This is a genomic window from Embleya sp. L77 (assembly GCF_055557415.1).
Genome location: NZ_CM145709.1, coordinates 2019602 through 2039464, shown reverse-complemented (window position 1 = coordinate 2039464; position 19863 = coordinate 2019602). Strand labels below are relative to the sequence as shown.

Below are 19863 nucleotides of genomic sequence, written 5' to 3'. Positions count from 1 at the left end.
GGCGGGGCACGAGACCGGACGGATGGCGATGCTCGAACTGATCCTCACCGTGGCGACGTCGGACGACGCCGACCAGCAGGAGTCGGACCTGGCCCGGCCGCGCACGGTGAAGGTGCAAAGCGAGCCCGGCAAGAAGATCGCGATCGGCCGGGACCCGTCGCGATGCGGCCTGGTCACGCCGAAGGACTGGCGCTTCGTGTCGCGTGTGCACCTGGAGTTCGTCTACTCCCTGGAGCGCGGCTGGAGCGTGGAGTGGCTCCAGGGCTCACACCCGCGCCCGGTCGCACTGGTGCAGATCGATCGCGAGGGTGTGTCCGAACCGGTGCCCTACGGCGCCACGCTGCCGCTGGGCTCGCTGCGCCCGGGCCGGGTCGTGGTCACCGACCTGGCCCGACGTCGGCGGGTTTTGGTGGAGTGGCGGGTGTCGTTGCCGCAACGCCCGGGCGAGGAGCCCACCGAGCCGGACGTCGGTGTGCCCGAGACTCAGGACGTCGCGCCGTTCGTGCTGCAGAACCGCCTCTCCGAGACGGAGATGGAGGTGCTGGCCGCGCTGTCCTGCGACTGGGTGCACGGCCGCCCGGTCAAGCGCGCCAAGTCCACCAAGGAACTGTGCGAGTTGTTGCACCTGTCGGCGGCCACGGTCGAGCGGTACAAGACCAAGCTGCGCCGCGAGTTCTACAGCTCGGGCCTGTGCCCGGAGCTGAACGCCCTGCTCGGTCCGAACTACCTCGACACCGTGCGGCACGTACACGGCGGCTGGGACCTGATAGCGCAGACCGCGGTCACCCACGGCATAACGGGGCGCGGTCCCTGCCCGTGTGGTGCGGATGCGCCGCACGCGGGTACCAGGTGAGCGGTAGGACCGGGGAGGGGGCGAGGGGATCATGCTCGAACTGAACATGTCGTTCGTCGCGATCGAGGACGGTCGCGAGGCGGAGCGGGACCCGCTGCCGAGCCCCAAGAGCGTGCGTGAGCCCGGCGTGGTCGGCACGCGGGTGTTCGTGGGCCGCGATCCCAGCGTGTGCCGCCCGCTGCTGACGCCGCACGACTGGCTTTTCGTCTCGCGCAAGCACCTGGTGTTCGAGTACAGCGAGGACCGGGGCTGGACGGTGGAATGGCCGCGCGGACAGCGGGACACCCCGGTGGCGATCGTGCGGATCAAGCGCGGCGAGACCTCGCAGGACATGCCGTACGGGGCGATCCTGCCGCTGCCCGCGCGCACCGCCGGCAACATCCTGATCAGCGATCTGGCCCGGCGGCGCAGCGTGGTGCTCGCGTGGCGGGCGATGCAGCCGATCCGGCCCAGCACGTCCTCCTCGTTGGACGGGAACGCGCCGCCGACCATCGACGTCGGACCGGAGGAACTGCGCAACAAGCTGCACGGGGTTCGGCTGGAGGTGCTCGCGGCGATGTCCTGCGACTGGATCCACGGCCGCGCCACCAAGCGGCCCAGGACCACCGACGAGCTGTGCGAGATGCTCTACATGGCCAAGGCCACGGTCGAGCGCTGCAAGACCGAGCTGCGTCGCGACTTCTACAGTTCGCTGCTCTGCCCGGAATTGAATCTTCTGCTGGGGCCCGACTACCTGGACACGACCCCGCACGTGCACGGAGGGTGGGACCTGATCGCCCAGACGGCGGTCACCTGCGGCATTGTGGGACGCGAACCGTGTCCGTGTGCTCGTCGCGGCGGATCGATCGACTGAGACGACACGAAACGGCCGGGCCGCGGTGGCGGCACGGTCGGGGCGCGGCATTGACTGACGGCCAGGAGCGTGGGGGAGGAAACCGGTGCTCGATCTCAACATGGCGTCGACTTCGGGGGCGGACGACGCGGCGACGGTCGCCATGCTGATGGCAAGCGCGCCGAGTCGGCCTGGGGCGACGCTGGCGGTCGGTCGCGACGCGACCCGCTGTCATCTCGTGACGCCGGCCGACTGGCTGTTCGTCTCCCGGGTGCACCTGGAGTTCCAGTGCGGGGACGACACGACGTGGTGGGTGACCTGGCGGCGCGGATCGCAGGACGCGCCGGTGGCCGAGGTCCAGGTCGACGACGGCGAAGCGCGCACGCTGCCCTACGGCGGCACCGCGCCGCTGCCCAGTCCCGGCTCCGGCGAGGTGGTCATCCTCGACCTGAACGGGCAGCGTCGGGTCACCATCGGGTGGTTCGTGGCCGCCGACTGATCGCCGAGTGGTAGCCGATCCGCCCTCCGTCGGGCGGATCCGTTCGATCGTCCGGCCGATCCGCTCGACACCGGTCCACCCGGTGACCTGACGATGAGTCAGAACCGTTGCCCCGCGCGTCCGGAGTCCACACATCGGACATCTGTGAAGTCCTTCACAAGGGCGGCGGTAGGATCGGCCACGCGTCAGGCCACCCCGTCGTGCGTCTTCCACGCGGCCACCCGTCATCGCAGCACGCGAAGGAAAACCGTGAGCAAGCCCGTCGTTCTCATCGCCGAAGAGCTGTCCCCGGCCACCGTCGATGCCCTCGGACCCGATTTCGAGATCCGCCACTGCGATGGTGCGAACCGCGGTGAGTTGTTGTCCGCGATCGCCGACGTCGACGCCATCCTGATCCGCAGCGCGACCAAGGTGGACGCCGAGGCCATCGCCGCGGCCGGCCGCCTCAAGGTGGTCGCGCGCGCCGGTGTGGGGCTGGACAACGTCGACGTCCCCGCCGCCACCAAGGCCGGTGTCATGGTCGTCAACGCGCCGACCTCGAACATCGTCACCGCCGCGGAACTCGCCTGCGGCCTGATCATCTCGGTCGCGCGCAACATCCCGCAGGGCAGCGCCGCACTCAAGAACGGCGAGTGGAAGCGCAGCAAGTACACCGGTGTCGAACTCTCCGAGAAGACCCTCGGCGTGGTCGGCCTGGGCCGGATCGGCGTCCTGGTCGCGCAGCGGATGTCCGCGTTCGGGATGAACATCGTTGCCTACGACCCCTACGTGCAGCCGGCCCGCGCCGCGCAGATGGGCGTGCGCCTGCTCACCCTGGACGAGGTGCTGGAGCAGTCCGACTTCATCACCGTGCACCTGCCGAAGACCCCGGAGACGCTGGGCCTGATCGGCGACGAGGCGTTGCGCAAGGTCAAGCCGACGGTGCGCATCGTCAACGCCGCCCGCGGTGGGATCGTCGACGAGGTCGCGCTCGCGTCCGCGCTCAAGGAGGGTCGGGTCGCCGCCGCCGGCCTGGACGTGTTCTCGAAGGAGCCGTGCACGGACAGCCCGCTGTTCGAGTTCGACAACGTCGTGGCCACGCCGCACCTGGGCGCGAGCACCGACGAGGCGCAGGAGAAGGCCGGCGTGGCGGTGGCCAGGTCGGTGCGGCTCGCACTCGCCGGCGAACTGGTGCCGGACGCGGTCAACGTGCAGGGCGGCGTGATCGCCGAGGACGTACGTCCGGGCCTGCCGCTGGCCGAGAAGCTGGGTCGGATCTTCACCGCCCTCGCGGGCGGCGTCGCGGTCCGCCTGGACGTCGAGGTGCGTGGCGAGATCACCCAGCACGACGTCAAGGTGCTCGAACTCGCGGCGCTCAAGGGCGTGTTCGCGGACGTCGTGGAGGAGTCGGTCTCCTACGTGAACGCTCCGCTGCTGGCCCAGGAGCGCGGCGTGGAGATCCGGCTGACCACGAGCTCGGAGAGCCCGGACCACCGCAACCTGGTCACCGTGCGCGGCACCCTCGCCGACGGCGGCGAGATCTCGGTCTCCGGCACGCTCGCCGGCCCCAAGAACATCGAGAAGATCGTCGAGGTGGACGGCTTCGACGTGGACCTGGTGCTCACCGCGCACATGGTCTTCCTGCGCTACGCGGACAAGCCGGGCGTGGTCGGCGTGATCGGCCGGCACCTCGGCGAGGCGGGCGTCAACATCGCCGGCATGCAGGTGGCCCGCGCCGCCAAGGGTGGTCAGGCGCTGGTCGCGCTCACCGTCGACACCACGGTCGAGCCGGCCATCCTCAACGCCATCGCCGAGGAAATCGGCGCGACGTTCGTGCGCTCGGTGAACCTGGACGACTGACCGCGCTTCGCGCGGCCGGACACGGCCCGGTTGCCCAGGAGGCCCGGGAACCCCACGGTTCCCGGGCCTTCGGCATGCCCGCCCGCACCCGCGCGTTTCGGGCCCGATTACGCCGGTCGGTGGGTCGGCGATCTCAGATAGTAGGAACTCCGAGTAAATTGCAGACAGCGGTGCGATCCGTCGCCTACCGTGAAGGAAGACGGTCCCTTCCGTACCCGGAAATCCCCGTACGGCAGGAAATTTCAGCACGCCCACAAGGCCCCTGCACGTGTCCGTCACACACCGTGTAGAAACCCCGCCTTGTGAAGGAAGTGCCACCATGGACGAAACCACGCGCCGCAACGCCGCCCGTGCCCTCCAGCGCGCTCTCGACCGTCGCGACAACGGCGGCAGCCCCGCCGACGAGGAACGCTGACAGCCCCGATTCGCACCACTGCGTCCCACCATCCGGACTGCACATGTCAGCCCCTGGGACGGAAGGTATGGTCCCCCGTATGTCTCGCAGCATTCGTCTCGCAGTGGTTCCCGGTGACGGCATCGGCCAGGAAGTGGTCGCAGAGGGCCTGAAGGTCCTCGGCGCCGTACTTCCCCCGGACGTCAAGGTCGAGACCACCGAGTACGACCTCGGTGCCCGTCTGTACCACCGCACCGGAGAGACGCTGCCCGACAGCGTGCTCGACGAGCTGCGCGGCCGGGACGCGATCCTGCTCGGCGCGATCGGCGACCCCAGCGTGCCCTCGGGGGTCCTGGAGCGCGGTCTGCTGCTCAAGCTCCGCTTCGCGTTCGACCACCACGTCAACCTGCGTCCGGCCCGGCTCGCGCCGGGCGTGGTCTCGCCGCTGGGCGCGGACGCGAAGATCGACTTCGTGGTCGTCCGCGAGGGCACCGAAGGCCCGTACACCGGCAACGGCGGCACGCTGCGCACCGGCACCGAGCACGAGGTGGCCACCGAGGTCAGCGTGAACACCGCGTTCGGCATCGAGCGGGTCGTACGGGACGCGTTCACCCGGGCCCAGGCCCGGCCGCGCAAGAAGCTGACCCTGGTGCACAAGAACAACGTGCTGGTGTACGCGGGCCACCTGTGGACCCGGGTGTTCGACGCGGTCGCGGCCGAGTTCCCCGACGTCACCACCGACTACCTGCACGTGGACGCGGCGACCATCTTCATGGTCACCCAGCCCGAGCGCTTCGACGTGATCGTCACCGACAACCTGTTCGGTGACATCATCACCGACCTCGCCGCCGCCATCGCGGGCGGCATCGGCCTCGCGGCCAGCGGCAACATCAACCCGTCCCGCGAGTTCCCGTCCATGTTCGAGCCGGTGCACGGCTCCGCGCCGGACATCGCGGGCCAGGGCAAGGCCGACCCCACCGCCACCGTGCTCTCGGTCGCGATGCTCCTGGAGCACCTGGGCCTGACCGACGAGGCCCGCCGCGTCGAGGCCGCGGTCGACGCCGACCTCGCCGAGCGCGGCACCCTCGGCACGCGCAGCACGTCGCAGATCGGCGACGCGCTCGCCGCCCGAGTAGCCGGCTGATTCGCCGGCACCACCACGTCCGTCGACCGGGACCGTCGACGCGTGCCCCCTGCCGGACCGGCGAGTCGGTCGTTCGGCGGGTCGGGGGCCGCGCCTGTCGGGATCCCGGTCGACTGCGTTAACGTCTCACCGGGTGGAACGCGGGTGCGGTTCCCGGGAACACTTCCAGTACGTCCAGGTACGGGAAACCGGGTCCCAGCAGCACCCAGCCCCGCCATACTCCACGGTGAAGGACGAGAACCAGCCATGACGACTGCCGCCCCGCAGGAGCCCGCCCTCCAGGCTTCCCTGACGATCGACCTCAAGCCCTCCGCACACCCGCTGAGCGATGCCGAGCGCGCCACGCGCCTGGAGAACCCGGGCTTCGGCCGCGTGTTCACCGAGCACATGGTCGGCATCAAGTGGAGTGCGGGACGTGGCTGGTACGACGCGCAACTCACGCCCTACGCGTCCCTCGACATCGACCCCGCGAACATGACGCTGCACTACGCGCAGTCGATCTTCGAGGGCCTCAAGGCATACCGCCGCCCCGACGGCAGCGTGGCCACCTTCCGGCCCTACGCGAACGCGGCGCGCTTCCAGAACTCCGCTCGCCGGCTCGCCATGCCCGAGCTGCCGCAGGACCTGTTCGTGGCCGCGGTGGACGCGCTGATCCGCCAGGACGCCGCGTGGGTGCCCAGCGCGCCCGAGGAGAGCCTGTACATCCGGCCCTTCATGTTCGCCACCGAGGTCGGTCTCGGCGTGCGTCCCGCGAACGAGTTCCTCTTCCTGGTCATCGCGTCGCCGGCCGGTCCCTACTTCGCGGGCGGCGTGCGGCCGGTCTCGGTGTGGTTGTCCCAGGAGTACGTGCGCGCGGTGCCCGGCGGCACCGGCGAGGCCAAGTGCGCCGGCAACTACGCCGCATCGCTGGTCGCCCAGGCCCAGGCCATCGAGCAGGGCTGCGACCAGGTGGTCTGGCTGGACGCGATCGAGCGTCGCTGGATCGAGGAGATGGGCGGCATGAACCTGTACTTCGTGTACGGGGAGGGCAAGGACGCGCGGATCGTCACACCGCGCCTGACCGGCTCGCTGCTGCCCGGCATCACCCGCGACTCGCTGCTCCAACTCGCCGCGGATCGTGGTTACGCCACCGAGGAGGCGCTGATCTCGGTCGACGACTGGCGCGAGGGCAACGCGAACGGCACCCTCACCGAGGTCTTCGCGTGCGGCACCGCCGCGGTGATCACCCCCGTCGGCTCGGTCAAGTCCAGCACCGCGAACTGGACCGTCGGCTCCGGCGAGGCGGGCCCGATCACGATGGAACTGCGCAAGGCCCTGGTCGACATCCAAACCGGCCGAGCGGAAGACCCCCACGGCTGGACGCACACGATCGAATAGTCCGCCGGGTGGCCCACGCCGCGCGCGGTGGCGGCCGTCCCGGGGGTCCGACTCCGGGGGGTACACCGCAGCCCGCCCACCCGTCGTGACGGGTGGGCGGGTGGTGCACACCAAAACCTGCCCGACCACATTGTGAGACCGCACGGCCACGCGCCGAGCGGATGTGCCAGACTCGGCAACATGCAGCAGTGGCTCATTATTAGCCGCAGCGTGCCGGCAACGGGTTGATCCCCCCACAAGGGGTGCTTATCGCCCAACGCCCGCACGCAGACCTCTCGCGACCGCGAGGGGTCTTTTTGTTTGGCCGCGCCACCCCTGCGGCAGCGAGTGTGGGCCCGCCATTTGTTGATCGACGGGAGAACCGAGGCCAATGCACCCCACGACGACCGATCCGAGCGCCTTCCACGTCTTCGACACCACCCTCCGGGACGGTTCGCAGCGCGAGGGCATCAACCTGACGGTGTCCGACAAGCTCACCGTGGCCCGCCACCTGGACGACTTCGGCGTGGGCTTCATCGAGGGCGGCTGGCCCGGTGCCGTACCGCGCGACACCGAGTTCTTCCGCCGCGCCAAGGAGGAGCTGCAGCTCGCCCACGCGGTCCTGGTCGCGTTCGGCTCGACCCGCAAGGCGGGTACCACGGCCGCCGCGGATCCCCAGGTGCAGGCGCTGCTCGACGCCGAGGCGCCGGTCGTGTGCCTGGTGGCCAAGTCGCACGACAAGCACGTCTCGCTGGCGCTGCGCACCACGCTGGACGAGAACCTGGAGATGGTCCGGGACACCGTCGCCCACCTGCGGGCGCAGGGCCGACGGGTGTTCGTCGACTGCGAGCACTTCTTCGACGGCTACCGGGCCAACCCGCAGTACGCGCTGAGCGTGGTCGCCGCCGCGCACGACGCGGGCGCCGAGGTGGTCGTGCTGTGCGACACCAACGGCGGGATGTTGCCCAGCGGGGTCCGCGAGATCGTCACCGCCGTGCATGCGAGCACCGGAGCCCGCCTGGGCATCCACGCACAGGACGACACCGGCTGCGCGGTGGCCAACACCATCGCGGCCGTCGAGGGCGGCGCCACACACGTCCAGTGCACCGCCAACGGCTACGGCGAACGGGTGGGCAACGCCAACCTGTTCCAGGTGGTGGGCAACCTCGAACTCAAGCAGGGCATGCGGGTGCTGCCCGAGGGCAAGCTGCGCGAGATGACCCGGATCTCGCACGCGATCGCCGAGGTGGTCAACCTCGCCCCCTCCACCCACCTGCCCTACGTGGGCGTGTCCGCGTTCGCGCACAAGGCCGGGCTGCACGCGTCCGCGATCAAGGTCGACCCCGACCTGTACCAGCACATCGACCCCGCGCTGGTCGGCAACGACATGCGGATGCTGATCTCGGACATGGCCGGGCGCGCCTCGATCGAGCTCAAGGGCAAGGAACTGGGCTACGACCTCTCGAACGACAAGGACCTGGTCGGCCGGGTGGTCAACCAGGTCAAGGAGCGCGAGGCGGCCGGCTACACGTACGAGGCCGCGGACGCGTCCTTCGAACTGCTGCTGCGCGACGAGAGCCTGGGCCGCGCGCGGTTCTTCACGCTGGAGTCGTGGCGTGCGATCAGCGAACAGCGCGGCGACGGCGTGCCGGTGAACGAGGCCACCGTGAAGCTGCACGCCAAGGGGGAGCGGATCGTCGCGACCGGCGAGGGCAACGGCCCGGTCAACGCGCTCGACCGCGCGCTGCGGCTGGCCCTGGAGCGGATCTACCCGCAGCTCGCGGCGTTCGAGCTGATGGACTACAAGGTGCGGCTGTTGGAGGGCCGACACGGGACCGACGCGATCACGCGCGTGCTGGTGGAGACCACCGACGGCAAGCAGGAGTGGAGCACCGTCGGGGTCGCGGAGAACGTGATCGCGGCGTCGTGGCAGGCCCTGGAGGACGCGTACACCTACGGCCTGCTCAAGGCGGGCCTGACCCCCGGCGCCCAGGACACCGAGGGTTCGGACCGCGCGTAGACCGAAGGTGATGAACCGTCAGGGGCGGCCGGGGCGGAACGACCGCCACCCGTCGCCCCACGGTTCGTCCCAGCCCGCCGGCAGCGGTGACAGGGACCCCGGCGGCGGCGACGGCAGCGCGGGTTGCACGGGCGCCGCGGCCCGCGGTTGCAGCGGCGCCGGTGCGGGCGCCGGAGCGGGCGGACGGACGGGTGCGGAGGCCAGCGGGCTGGCCGCGGTCATCGGGTTGGGCGGCAGCAGCGGTTCGCTCTCTTCGAGACGTGCCAACTCGCGTCCGACGGCGAAACGTTCGAGCCGCCCTCGGACCTCTTCCGGTTCCCGCGACACGGGTAGTTCCCGGTCGAGGCCGAACTCCTCGGCCGCCGCGCCCGGCAGCAGATTCGCCTGCGGGGGCCTGCGCGGCAGCCCCGACTCGGTCGTGCCGTCGACCATCGGAAGGCGAGCCGCTTGCGCCGCGCGCCTGCTGTTGTCGTCCACCGAACCCCACCTCGGTTCGTTGTTGGGCCTGCGCCTCAAAACGTTCTGATATCAATTGGGCAACAGATGACTATGGGAGGACCTTAGCAATGTGCGGGTCGAGGCGGGCACTCGGCCGGGCATGTCGCCGAGTCCTGTCACACATTTGTCGAATTTCTCGAACGCCCTTGGGAATCCCACCACTCGGACCTCGCGACCACAACACCTCAGGCGAACCCCGCAATGGGATTCGCCTGAGGTGTTGTGGTGCGCAATACGAAAAAAACAGGTTCGAGCAGTTACCGAAGGCCGGCGCGAGCGAGCCCGACGGTCAGCGCAGGCGGGCCATCAGTGCGTGCTCCACCAGCGTGATCAGGGTCGACTTGGCCGATTCGCGACGCCGTGCGTCACAACTCACGATCGGGGTGTCGGGCCCTATTTGCAATGCCTCGCGGACATCCTCCGCGTGGTGGGTCTGCAATCCGTCGAAGCAGTTCAACGCGACGATGAACGGCAACCCGCTGTTCTCGAAGTAGTCGATCGCGGGGAAGCAATCGGCGAGTCGGCGCGTGTCCACCAGGACCACGGCGCCGATCGCGCCGCGGACCAGGTCGTCCCACATGAACCAGAATCGGTGCTGACCCGGCGTACCGAAGAGGTACAGGATCAGATCCTCGTCCAGCGTGATGCGACCGAAGTCCATCGCGACCGTCGTCGTCTGCTTGTCCGGCGTCGCCGACAGGTCGTCGACTCCGGCGCTGGCGGACGTCATGACCGCTTCGGTACGCAGCGGAGCGATCTCCGAGACGGCACCGACGAGCGTGGTCTTGCCCACGCCGAATCCGCCGGCGACGACGATTTTCGCCGACGTGGTGGAGGACCTGGCGGGAGCCGGGCCCGGGCTAGAGCTTGCGAAGTCCACTGAGCACCCTTTCGAGCAGCGTGACGTCCGGCTGCCCCTGGTCGTTCCCGGGCTGGTGGATGACCACCAGCCCGGCTTCGGCGAGGTCCGCGACGAGTACGCGGGCGACGCCGAGCGGGATGGTGAGCAGAGCCGAGATCTCGGCTACCGACTTGACCTCCCGACACAGCGCACAGATGCGCTGGTGCTCGGGCAACAGGCCGGGTGGGTTGGCCACCTGAGGTGTCGTGGTGACCAGGGCCTCCAGCGCGAGCTGATAGCGAGGCCGGGTGCGACCACCGGTCATGGCGTACGGGCGGACCAGGGTCTCGTGAAACTCCTGGTCCCCGTGATCGGACATATCCGGAGGTGTCATCGCGGCAGTGCACCTTGGAGTTCGGCGCGCAAGGCCGGCGTGAGCACGGCGCCCGCGCGGTCGACGAGCAGGGCCATCTCGTAGCCGATCAGGCCGATGTCGCACTCCGGCGATGCCAGCACGGCCAGCGAGGAGCCGTCCGAAATCGACATGATAAAGAGGAAACCCCGTTCCATTTCCACGACCGTCTGGGTCACGTGCCCGCCCTCGAAGATACGGGACGCACCCTGGGTCAGGCTGGTCAAACCCGATGCGACGGCGGCGAGCTGATCCGCCCGGTCGCGAGGGAAGCCCTCGGACAGGGCGAGCAGCAGGCCGTCCGCGGAGACCACGACCGTGTGCGACACCCCGGGGGTGTTGTCCACGAAGTTCGTGATCAGCCAGTTCAGGTTCTGCGCGGCCTGGCTCAACGACTTCTCAGTCATGCCTGCTCCTGGTTGTTCTCGTCACGAGGCCGAGGGGCGGATCCCCCGGACCCGGCGGTGCGACCCTGCTGGATGCCCCGGCGGAAGTTGGTCAGTCGCCCGCGAACCTCGTCGGGCGACCGGGACAGGCCCGGAGCGCCCGGCGTGGGCCGGCCCGACTGCTCCTGACGGGTGCCGGGTGCGGCAGGACCCGCACCCGGGTGGCCCGGGGCCTGAGCCCCGCCGGACTGCTCGACGCCGCCCGGCACCAGGTTGGCGCGGGGCACACGGCGAGGCAGGCCCGCTCCGGTGGTGCCACCCGAGGACGGCTCGCGAGCGGCCTCCGCCGCGCGCCAACCGTCGTCACCGGCCGAGTACCAGCCGGACTGCTGACCCTGAGGGCCGACGGCGGGTGCGACCGCGGGGGACTGCTCGACAATCTCGTCCGGTTCCGTCGGCGTCCCGAACATGTCGGTGACGGGCTGCTGACGCCCACCACCGAACGCCGGGGCCTGCTCGACCGGTGCCGGTGCCTGCGGCGGGTTGGTCGCCATCGGCACCCGACGGTCGAGGTTGCCGAGCGGACTCGCCTCGGCTGCCTCCTGCTCGCGCTCCGGCGCGGCCTGCTCCCCGCCTCGCGGCGTGGAACGGACCTGCGCTGCTCGCATCCGGCCGCCACGGTTGCCCTGGCGGTGGAACCAGTCGGATTCGAGCGTGTCGAAGATCGGCAGCCTACCGTCGTCGCCGGTGCTCGGCGGCGCGCTCATGTCCAACTCGGACGGAGCGGGCAGGTGTTCGGCGTTTTCCGGCGTACCGACCGGCGCGAAGGGCGAGCCCTCCGAGCGGCCGGATCCCACCGGTGCGAACGGCGAGGCCGCCGGTCGCACATCGCCCTGCGGGCCGCGTACCTGCTCGGCCCGGGTGTGCTCGTCCTGCTCCTGCCGCGCGGGCTCGGGGCGAGCCTGCGGGGCGAGACCGCGCAGCACCGGCAGCGAGTCCCCGGTGGGGGGCTGCTCGCCGTCGCGAGGAGCGCGACCGCGTTGCGGCAGGTCCTCCCGACGGGTCAGTTCCTCGCGGCGCGGCGTGTCGTAGCCGGTCGGCACCTCGGCCGGCGGCGCGACGGGCTCGACCGGCAGCGGTGCCACCGGCGTGAGTTCGTCGTATTCGGTGCCCCACGGAGCGGGCGCGCGCTCGTCCTGCCGGGGCGCGAGCTCCGCACCCGGGCGGCCGAACGGCTGCGCGGGCTGCTCGTAGCCGCCCCGGTCGATCTCGGCCCCCGGCCGCGGCTCGTCCGCGTACGGCGAACCGAACGGTGACGCGAACTGCGAGGTGTCACCCCCGCGTCCGGATCCGTCCACGGGCTGCGGCGCGGTCGGGAACGAACCGGTGTCCTGCCCGTACTGCGGCTGCAGCGACTCGGCCTCGCGGACGTCGTCGTTGCCGGTGCCGAACATCGGCGCCGAGGGTGCGGCCGGGAAGGCCCCGGTACGCGGGTCGTCCGCGTGCGGCTGGTGCTGCGGCGGCTGCGGCAGCACCGGCGCGAACGGGTTGTCGTCCCGACCCGGCGTGGCCGGCGGCGGCGAACTCGGCGCGCGGTGCGCACCCGTGCTGGTGACGCCCGGCTCGCTCGCGAACGGGTTCACCGTGCCCGGGTAGGGCGTGTCCGTCCCGACCGAGCCGTCCTGGAAGGACGGGGCCGCGAAGGACTGCGTGCTGCCGTACGACGGCTCCTGCTGAACCGGCGGCTGTGCGGGCCGGTTGGTCGGGATCCGAGTCGGCTGCGGGGCCTGGTTGACCGGCTGGGCCGGTGCCTCGGTGCTCCGCTGCGGCAGTTCGCGTCGCCGGTTGCGCTCCTCGGCCCGGCTGCCCACCCGGGGCCCGGGCAGGGCCTGGGCGGCAGGTGCGGCCGCGGGCAGTTCCTCGGTCCAGCCGGAGACGGCCGCCGCGGTCTTGTCGCCGCCCTTGCTCCACCCGTCGCCGCCACCGGGGCGGTCGCCCTGGATGAGTTCGATCGGGAGCATGACCAGCGCGGTGGTACCGCCACCCTCGCCCGGCCGGAGCTGGACGCGGATGCCGTGCCGGGTGGCCAGGCGGCCGACCACGAACAGACCCATGCGGCGCGAGATGGACACGTCCACCACCGGCGGGCGAGCCAGCCGCTGGTTGGCGTCGGCGAGGTCGTCGCCGGTGAGCCCGATGCCGTTGTCGTGGATCTCGATCAGCGCGCGACCGTCCGGCAGGATGTGGCCGGTGACGCGCACCTTGGTGTGCGGGCTGGAGAACGTGGTCGAGTTCTCCAGCAACTCGGCGAGCAGGTGCACGAGGTCGTTGACCGCGCGGCCGGCGATGTCGGTGGTGGGCAGTGCGCCCAACTCGACCCGCTCGTACTGCTCCACCTCGGAGGCCGCGGCGCGCAGCACGTCGACCAGCGGAACCGGTCGGGTCCAGCGGCGGCCGGGCTCCTCACCCGCGAGCACCAGGAGGTTCTCACCGTTGCGGCGCATACGCGTCGCGAGGTGGTCGAGCTTGAACAGGTTGGCCAGCTGGTCCGGGTCCGCCTCGCGGTTCTCCAGGTCGGAGATGAGCGCGAGCTGACGCTGGATCAGGCTCTGGCTGCGCCGCGAGAGGTTGACGAACATCGCGTTGACGTTGCCTCGCAGCAGGGCCTGCTCGGCGGCGAGTCGCACGGCCTCGGCGTGCACCGCGTCGAACGCGCGGGCCACCTGGCCGATCTCGTCCCGGGACAACACGCCGATCGGCTCGATCGCCAGATCCACGTCGCCGGGATCGGACTCGGAGAGCCGGCGCACCGTCTCGGGCAGTCGCTCCTCGGCGACCTCCAGCGCGGAGCGCCGCAGCGTGTTCAGCGAACGCACCAGCGACCGCGCCACGATCACACCGAGCAGGATGGTGATCAACAGCGCGCCGACGACGAGGATCGTGTTGATCAACGCGTCGGTACGAGCCTCGTCCCGCAGCTCCTTCGCGGTGGCGGTCAGCTTGAGGCCGAGTTGGGCCTCGACCTGGCCGAGCGCGCTGATCTTGTCGGTGGACAGCGTCCACCACTCCTGCGTGGTGAAGTCGTTCGCGTTCTCCAGCCGGGCCGCGCCGTTCGGCTTGTTGTTGGAGGCCAGCGCGGTGGTGACCATGCTCTTGAAGAGCTGGAACCGCTCCTCGACCGCGGTGATCTTGTCCCGACTGACGCCGGCCTTGTAGACCGTGTTCCAGTCGGCGGGCGCGACGCTGGTGAATCCGCGAATCGCGTTCTGCTCGGACTCGTTCAGGCGGGCGAGGGTCTCGCTCGCCTCCAGCGGGATCTCGTTCGGCTTGAGGCCGTACGCGATCACCGCGGCGCGCTGCGAGGACGCGTACGCCTTCGACTCACCGAACGAACCCAGGGCGCGGGCGCCCTGGATCAGGTCGGGGTCGCGGGTGACCTCGGGCGCCTCCTGGTTGATCTGCAGCAGCTGCAGAATCATCTTGTTGTAGGCGTCGACCGTGCTGCGGGTGCTGGTGCGGAAGGCGTCCTGACGGGTGCGGTTGAGCTCCGTCAGCGAGTGGCCGATGTCCTTGAGCGTGGCACCGAGCACCGGCATCGAGTCGGTGTTCATCTTCGCGACGGTCGCGTTGTAGACGGTGACCTGGTCGTCGGTGGTCTTCTTGGCCTTGTTGACCTCGGCCGTCAGATCCGACGAGGGAGCCACACTCGCCTGCGCGAGCAGGTCGCGTTCCTGCTCCAGCCACGTGGCCAGCGTCGACGCCTGGTCGATGATGGCCGCGGCCTTTTGCACCGTGTCCATCTCTTGCGTCTTGTCGATCGACGACTGGATGCGCAGGCCACCGAGCAACGCGGCGACCACGACCGGGAGCAGGAGCAGCGCGGTGATCCGGGTACGGATGCGCCAGTTCCCGATTGAGAACAGCAACTTGAACCGGGACGGTGCCGCCCCGGTGGGCCGGGCCGCCCCGGCGCCGGCTATGGAGTCCCCGACGGAGTCGGAGGGCTCGTTGGCGTCCTGGGGTCCGCTGGCTTGCTGCGGGGCTCGCACCTCCGGCGTGGAGGGACCGGCCGTGGCCGGGGCCCCTGCGGAGTCGTGCTGCTTCTTCCGACGTCCCTGCACTAGCGTCGCAACCTCTTGTGACCAGTCGTTAGACCCGCCGGTAAGGCGAGGCTCGTGTGCGTAAATCCCTGGATTCGCGTTCTTCCCAGGGCACCTCGGCTGCGTTCGCGCGCCGAGGTGAAGGAACTCCGCTTGTTGGGAACCACCCCCGTGGTCGCAGGCATTTCAGCACAGCCACGGGGCCGCAACAAGATAGCGGGGTCCGGACATAGAGCCATTGCAACCGGTCTTGGCGATTAACCCGCTTCGAGGGGTTAACAACCGGTATTAAGGGACGATAGAGGGCAAAATGCCACACGTTTGTCGAGGTTCCGGGGAGGTGAAAATCACATATTGATGTCCCGGTTCGAACACCTGGTGTAAACCGTGATGTGCAGTCGGTGACCAGCCCATCGGGGTGACCCGTGACCACCCCTGACGTAACCACGGGTAATCTTGAAGAACAAGGCTGCACCCTGCATGCAGTTGTGACCGCGCTCAGCATGCGGCACGAAACAATGCGGCACGATCGAGAAAGAGCGAGACCGGGAACCGTGGACAACATCAGTACGCACCGCCCCAGCACGGCCAACCCCAGGCGCACCCGGGTGGACGTGGTCCTGCCCCACCAGCGCGTGGTCGAGACGGCGGTCGGGCAATCGGTCATCGCCGAGGTGCGGACCGCGAACCCCAGGCGCACCAACCTGATGGACACCCCGCCGGTGGACACGCACGCCTGACCCGCGACACCACCCGCCGAGGCGCATCGCGCCCGCGTAGCCTTGGGCTCGTCTCGTTCGTGTCTCTTCGGCAAGGGTGACCCATCTTGCGCATCGCCAGGTTCTCCACCGACGACTCCGTCTCCTTCGGGGTGGTGACCGGCGACACCGACCGGCCCGAGTCGCTGGTGGTGCACGCCCTCGCCGGCCACCCGTTCGGCGAACTACAGCCCACCGGCGCCCAGTACCCGCTGTCCTCGGTCCGCCTGCTCGCGCCCGTGTTGCCGAGCAAGGTCGTCGCGATCGGCAAGAACTACGCCGCGCACGCCGCCGAGATGGGCTCGGCCGTCCCCGACGTGCCGATCACCTTCCTCAAGCCGTCCACGTCGGTGATCGGGCACGGCGACGGCATCGCGTACCCGCAGATCTCCGACGACGTGCACCACGAGGCCGAACTGGCCGTGGTGATCGGCCGGATGTGCCGGGACGTGCCGGCCGAGCGGGCGGCCGAGGTGATCTTCGGCTTCACCTGCGCCAACGACGTGACCGCGCGCGACCTGCAGCGGACCGAGGGCCAGTGGGGTCGGGCCAAGGGCATGGACACCTTCTGCCCGCTGGGCCCGTGGGTGGAGACCGACATCACGCTCGCCCAGGTCGACGAGGGCGAGGGGCTGACCGTGGCGTGCACCGTCAACGGCGAGGTGCGCCAGGCGGGCGGCACGGGGCAGATGATCCGCACCGTCACCGAGTTGATCGTGCACGTCACCCAGGCGATGACGCTGCTGCCCGGCGACGTGCTGTTGACCGGCACTCCGGCGGGCGTCGGCCCGCTGCACGTGGGCGACCGCGTCTCGGTCACCGTCGGTGGTGTCGGCACCCTGACCAATACCGTGATCAAGCGCGGCTGATCCGGCGCGCGCGGACAATCATGGGCGGGACAGCCGGACTTGTGACGGTTCGAACGAGGGTCCGGTAACCCGTTTTGGTCACGCGCGCCTCATCGGGTAAAGTTCTTCTCGTGCCGCCCCGCAAGGGAGCGGCACGGAGCGAAGTCCTCGCAAAAACCCCCGGGTACCGCGAAGGACGGAGCATTGGGGTATGGGGTAATTGGCAGCCCGACGGTTTCTGGTTCCGTTAGTCTAGGTTCGAGTCCTGGTACCCCAGCTGCATCGTCTTCGGGCGATGTCGCTGGAAGAAGTTCATGATTGATGATCTGGCCCCGTTGTGTAGTGGCCTAGCACGTCGCCCTCTCAAGGCGGTAGCGCGGGTTCGAATCCCGTCGGGGCTACCAGATCAGCCGTTCGCGGCTTCCACGGCAGCGAGCACCACCCAGCAGTACGAGGCCCCGTTGTGTAGTGGCCTAGCACGCCGCCCTCTCAAGGCGGTAGCGCGGGTTCGAATCCCGTCGGGGCTACCTCGAAGAAGAAGACCTCCCGCAGTCGCGGGAGGTCTTCTTCGTTTCCGGAGCGGACACCGGTGCCGATGGCTGTGTGTCACGGCCGCCCGCACGCCCTGCGCGGGCCGCCTGCGTGGGATGCCGGGGTGCCGGTGGCCAATCGCCGTACGCGGCATGGCTCCCCGGACGCCGGCCGGCGCCCGGGGACCGGGCGGTCAGACCTCCACCTGCGCCCGGCGCAGCGCGTCGGACAGCTTGGCGGCGGCCTCCATCACGGCCTGCGCGTGCAGCCGGCCCGGGTGCCGGGTCAGCCGCTCGATCGGACCGGAGACGGACACGGCGGCCACCACGCGGTTGCTCGGGCCGCGCACGGCGGCCGAGACGGAGGCGACGCCCGGTTCGCGCTCGCCGATGCTCTGCGCCCAGCCGCGGCGGCGCACGCCGGAGAGCGTGGTCGCGGTGAACCGCGCGCCCTGCAGGCCCCGGTGCAGGCGCTCGGGCTCCTCCCAGGCGAGCAGGCACTGGGCGGCCGAACCGGCCTTCATCGGCAGCGTGCTGCCCACCGGGACGGTGTCGCGCAGACCGGAGAGCCGCTCGGCCGCGGCGACGCACACGCGCATGTCGCCCTGGCGCCGGTACAGCTGCGCGCTCTCGCCGGTGATGTCGCGCATGTGCGCGAGCACCGGGTGCGCGGCGGCCAGCAGGCGGTCCTCGCCGGCCGCGGCGGCCAGCTCGGCCAGGCGCGGGCCGAGCACGAAGCGCCCCTGCATGTCGCGCGCGACCAGACGGTGGTGTTCCAGGGCCACCGCGAGTCGATGCGCGGTGGGCCGGGCAAGACCGGTTATGGCGACGAGTCCCGCCAGCGTGGCAGGACCGGCTTCGAGCGCGGCCAGCACGACAGCGGCCTTGTCGAGAACGCCGACTCCGCTAGAATTGTCCATGCCTTGATATTGCCGTCTCGGATTACGAGACGCAAGTCCGCGACCGAGGCCGGTGCCGGCACAGTGGCGCAACGCGCCGAGCCGAGCACCGGAACACCACCGGGAAGCGTCGGGACGTGGGCACGCGTCAGGGGCGTCGACCGCGGATGCGGAATCAGCCGCACCCGCGCGACATGAGGACACACAGCGCCGGCAATGGCGCCGGCCGGAGGGACAGCGATGGGACGGACACTCGCGGAGAAGGTCTGGGACGCACATGTGGTGCGTCGTGCGGAGGGCGAGCCGGACCTGCTCTACATCGACCTGCACCTGCTGCACGAGGTGACCAGTCCGCAGGCGTTCGACGGTCTGCGTCAGGCCGGTCGGCGGGTTCGCCGGACCGATCTGACGATCGCGACCGAGGACCACAACACGCCGACGCTCGACGTCGACAAACCCATCGCGGATCCGGTTTCGCGCGCCCAGATCGAGACGCTCCGCAAGAACGCCGCCGAATTCGGGGTCCGGATCCACTCGCTGGGCGACGTCGAGCAGGGCATCGTGCACGTGGTCGGTCCGCAGCTGGGACTGACCCAGCCCGGTATGACGGTGGTCTGCGGTGACAGCCACACCGCCACCCACGGTGCCTTCGGCGCGCTGGCGTTCGGGATCGGCACCAGCCAGGTCGAACATGTGCTGGCCACCCAGACGCTGCCGATGGCGCCGTTCAAGACGATGGCGGTCACCGTCGAGGGCGACCTGCCCGAGGGCGTGGGTGCCAAGGACCTGATCCTCGCGGTGATCGCGCGGATCGGCACCGGCGGCGGCCAAGGCTACGTCATCGAGTATCGCGGCCAGGCGATCCGGAACCTCTCGATGGAGGGCCGGATGACCGTGTGCAACATGTCGATCGAGGCCGGCGCCCGGGCGGGCATGATCGCGCCCGACGAGACCACGTTCGAGTATCTGAACGGCCGTCCGCACGCGCCGCAGGGCGCGGACTGGGACGCGGCCGTGGCGTACTGGAAGGGCCTGGCCACCGAGGCGGACGCGGTGTTCGACAAGGAGGTCGTCATCGACGCGGCCGAACTGTCGCCGTTCGTCACGTGGGGCACCAACCCCGGCCAGGGTGCGCCGCTGGGCGAATCCGTGCCGGACCCGGTCGCGATCGAGGACCCGGTCGAGCGCGCGGCAGCCGAGAAGGCGATCGCGTACATGGGCCTGACGGCCGGCCAGAAGCTGCGCGACATCGCGGTGGACACGGTCTTCGTCGGCTCGTGCACCAACGGTCGGATCGAGGACCTGCGCGAGGTGGCCGGCATCATCAAGGGCCGCAAGGTCGCCGACGGCGTGCGCATGCTGGTCGTTCCCGGTTCGGTGCGGGTCTCGCTGCAGGCCGTGTCCGAGGGCCTGGACAAGGTGTTCACCGACTTCGGTGCCGAATGGCGCTACGCGGGCTGCTCGATGTGCCTGGGCATGAACCCCGACCAACTCGCCCCCGGCGAGCGCAGCGCGTCCACCTCCAACCGCAACTTCGAGGGGCGGCAGGGCAAGGGCGGCCGCACCCACCTGGTCTCGCCGCAGGTCGCGGCCGCGACCGCCGTGCTGGGCCACCTGGCCGCACCCGCCGACCTGAGCACCGCAGGAGTCTGAG

The 19863-nt window shown here is 70.2% G+C and carries 16 protein-coding genes and 3 tRNA genes; 13 read left to right on the top strand and 6 right to left on the bottom strand.

The features are described from left to right. The first annotated feature begins 22 nt into the window (after positions 1-22). The 7 genes from ACZOOI_RS08255 (at position 23) to cimA (ending at position 8937) form a co-directional block, all read left to right on the top strand. Positions 23-853, top strand: a complete 831-nt coding sequence (locus tag ACZOOI_RS08255; protein ID WP_020553308.1) for a hypothetical protein — start codon at positions 23-25, stop codon at positions 851-853. A 31-nt stretch (positions 854-884) separates the two neighbouring features. Next, positions 885-1706, top strand: coding sequence for an FHA domain-containing protein (locus tag ACZOOI_RS08250; RefSeq protein WP_465280107.1), 822 nt, complete (start codon positions 885-887; stop codon positions 1704-1706). Between the two features lie 85 nt (positions 1707-1791). After that, positions 1792-2184, top strand: a complete 393-nt coding sequence (locus tag ACZOOI_RS08245) for a hypothetical protein (protein WP_465280106.1) — start codon at positions 1792-1794, stop codon at positions 2182-2184. A gap of 249 nt (positions 2185-2433) precedes the next feature. Beyond that, complete coding sequence (serA, locus tag ACZOOI_RS08240) at positions 2434-4023, top strand: phosphoglycerate dehydrogenase (RefSeq protein ID WP_465280105.1); 1590 nt, start codon at positions 2434-2436, stop codon at positions 4021-4023. A 494-nt stretch (positions 4024-4517) separates the two neighbouring features. Then, positions 4518-5561, top strand: coding sequence for a 3-isopropylmalate dehydrogenase (locus ACZOOI_RS08235; protein WP_465280104.1), 1044 nt, complete (start codon positions 4518-4520; stop codon positions 5559-5561). A 246-nt stretch (positions 5562-5807) separates the two neighbouring features. Continuing rightward, positions 5808-6938: a branched-chain amino acid aminotransferase gene (locus ACZOOI_RS08230; RefSeq protein WP_465280103.1), complete on the top strand. Its 1131-nt coding sequence runs from the start codon at positions 5808-5810 to the stop codon at positions 6936-6938. A 370-nt stretch (positions 6939-7308) separates the two neighbouring features. After that, positions 7309-8937 (top strand): citramalate synthase, encoded by a 1629-nt coding sequence (gene cimA, locus ACZOOI_RS08225; protein WP_465280102.1) that lies wholly within the window; start codon positions 7309-7311, stop codon positions 8935-8937. Positions 8938-8955: 18 nt separating this feature from the next. Here the strand turns inward: cimA and ACZOOI_RS08220 are convergent, their stop codons facing one another. The 5 genes from ACZOOI_RS08220 to ACZOOI_RS08200 all read right to left on the bottom strand — a co-directional run bounded on the left by ACZOOI_RS08220 (position 8956) and on the right by ACZOOI_RS08200 (position 15000). After that, complete coding sequence (locus tag ACZOOI_RS08220) at positions 8956-9414, bottom strand: hypothetical protein (RefSeq protein ID WP_465280101.1); 459 nt, start codon at positions 9412-9414, stop codon at positions 8956-8958. 310 nt (positions 9415-9724) lie between these two features. Continuing rightward, positions 9725-10315 carry an ATP/GTP-binding protein gene (locus ACZOOI_RS08215; RefSeq protein WP_161364843.1) on the bottom strand — a complete coding sequence of 197 codons (591 nt, stop codon included), beginning with the start codon at positions 10313-10315 and terminating at the stop codon, positions 9725-9727. Beyond that, a complete protein-coding gene (locus tag ACZOOI_RS08210) occupies positions 10296-10775 on the bottom strand; it encodes a DUF742 domain-containing protein (protein ID WP_391581351.1) in 480 nt (159 codons plus the stop codon). The genes ACZOOI_RS08215 and ACZOOI_RS08210 overlap by 20 nt, the downstream gene beginning before the upstream one ends. Then, positions 10667-11095, bottom strand: a complete 429-nt coding sequence (locus tag ACZOOI_RS08205; protein ID WP_020553297.1) for a roadblock/LC7 domain-containing protein — start codon at positions 11093-11095, stop codon at positions 10667-10669. Before ACZOOI_RS08205 ends, ACZOOI_RS08210 begins: the two co-directional genes overlap by 109 nt. After that, positions 11092-15000, bottom strand: coding sequence for a sensor histidine kinase (locus tag ACZOOI_RS08200; RefSeq protein ID WP_465280100.1), 3909 nt, complete (start codon positions 14998-15000; stop codon positions 11092-11094). The genes ACZOOI_RS08205 and ACZOOI_RS08200 overlap by 4 nt, the downstream gene beginning before the upstream one ends. Positions 15001-15728: 728 nt before the next feature. Between ACZOOI_RS08200 and ACZOOI_RS08195 the strand changes: the two genes are divergently transcribed. From ACZOOI_RS08195 to ACZOOI_RS08175, 5 genes are all read left to right on the top strand, one after another. Next, positions 15729-15914 carry a hypothetical protein gene (locus tag ACZOOI_RS08195; protein ID WP_465280099.1) on the top strand — a complete coding sequence of 62 codons (186 nt, stop codon included), beginning with the start codon at positions 15729-15731 and terminating at the stop codon, positions 15912-15914. A gap of 86 nt (positions 15915-16000) precedes the next feature. Then, on the top strand, positions 16001-16801 hold the full coding sequence (locus ACZOOI_RS08190) for a fumarylacetoacetate hydrolase family protein (protein WP_465280098.1): 801 nt from the start codon (positions 16001-16003) through the stop codon (positions 16799-16801). 184 nt (positions 16802-16985) lie between these two features. Continuing rightward, positions 16986-17057, top strand: a tRNA-Gln gene (locus ACZOOI_RS08185). A 51-nt stretch (positions 17058-17108) separates the two neighbouring features. Then, positions 17109-17184, top strand: a tRNA-Glu gene (locus ACZOOI_RS08180). Positions 17185-17234: 50 nt separating this feature from the next. Beyond that, a tRNA-Glu gene (locus tag ACZOOI_RS08175) sits at positions 17235-17307 on the top strand. Positions 17308-17504: 197 nt separating this feature from the next. Here ACZOOI_RS08175 and ACZOOI_RS08170 read toward each other — a convergent pair. Then, a complete protein-coding gene (locus ACZOOI_RS08170; RefSeq protein ID WP_026218813.1) occupies positions 17505-18230 on the bottom strand; it encodes an IclR family transcriptional regulator in 726 nt (241 codons plus the stop codon). 219 nt (positions 18231-18449) lie between these two features. Between ACZOOI_RS08170 and leuC the strand changes: the two genes are divergently transcribed. Then, the gene (leuC, locus tag ACZOOI_RS08165) at positions 18450-19862 is read left to right on the top strand and encodes a 3-isopropylmalate dehydratase large subunit (protein ID WP_465280097.1); all 1413 of its coding nucleotides are present in this window, start codon (positions 18450-18452) and stop codon (positions 19860-19862) included. Position 19863 lies beyond the last annotated feature (1 nt).

What these genes read in the sequence shown, in the direction of transcription:
- ACZOOI_RS08235 (WP_465280104.1), top strand. Translation starts at nt 4,518, where the DNA reads ATGTCTCGCAGCATTCGTCTCGCAGTGGTTCCCGGTGACGGCATCGGC.
- ACZOOI_RS08205 (WP_020553297.1), bottom strand. Translation starts at nt 11,095, where the DNA reads ATGACTGAGAAGTCGTTGAGCCAGGCCGCGCAGAACCTGAACTGGCTG.
- ACZOOI_RS08230 (WP_465280103.1), top strand. Translation starts at nt 5,808, where the DNA reads ATGACGACTGCCGCCCCGCAGGAGCCCGCCCTCCAGGCTTCCCTGACG.
- ACZOOI_RS08250 (WP_465280107.1), top strand. Translation starts at nt 885, where the DNA reads ATGCTCGAACTGAACATGTCGTTCGTCGCGATCGAGGACGGTCGCGAG.
- ACZOOI_RS08255 (WP_020553308.1), top strand. Translation starts at nt 23, where the DNA reads ATGGCGATGCTCGAACTGATCCTCACCGTGGCGACGTCGGACGACGCC.
- cimA (WP_465280102.1), top strand. Translation starts at nt 7,309, where the DNA reads ATGCACCCCACGACGACCGATCCGAGCGCCTTCCACGTCTTCGACACC.
- leuC (WP_465280097.1), top strand. Translation starts at nt 18,450, where the DNA reads ATGGGACGGACACTCGCGGAGAAGGTCTGGGACGCACATGTGGTGCGT.
- ACZOOI_RS08170 (WP_026218813.1), bottom strand. Translation starts at nt 18,230, where the DNA reads ATGGACAATTCTAGCGGAGTCGGCGTTCTCGACAAGGCCGCTGTCGTG.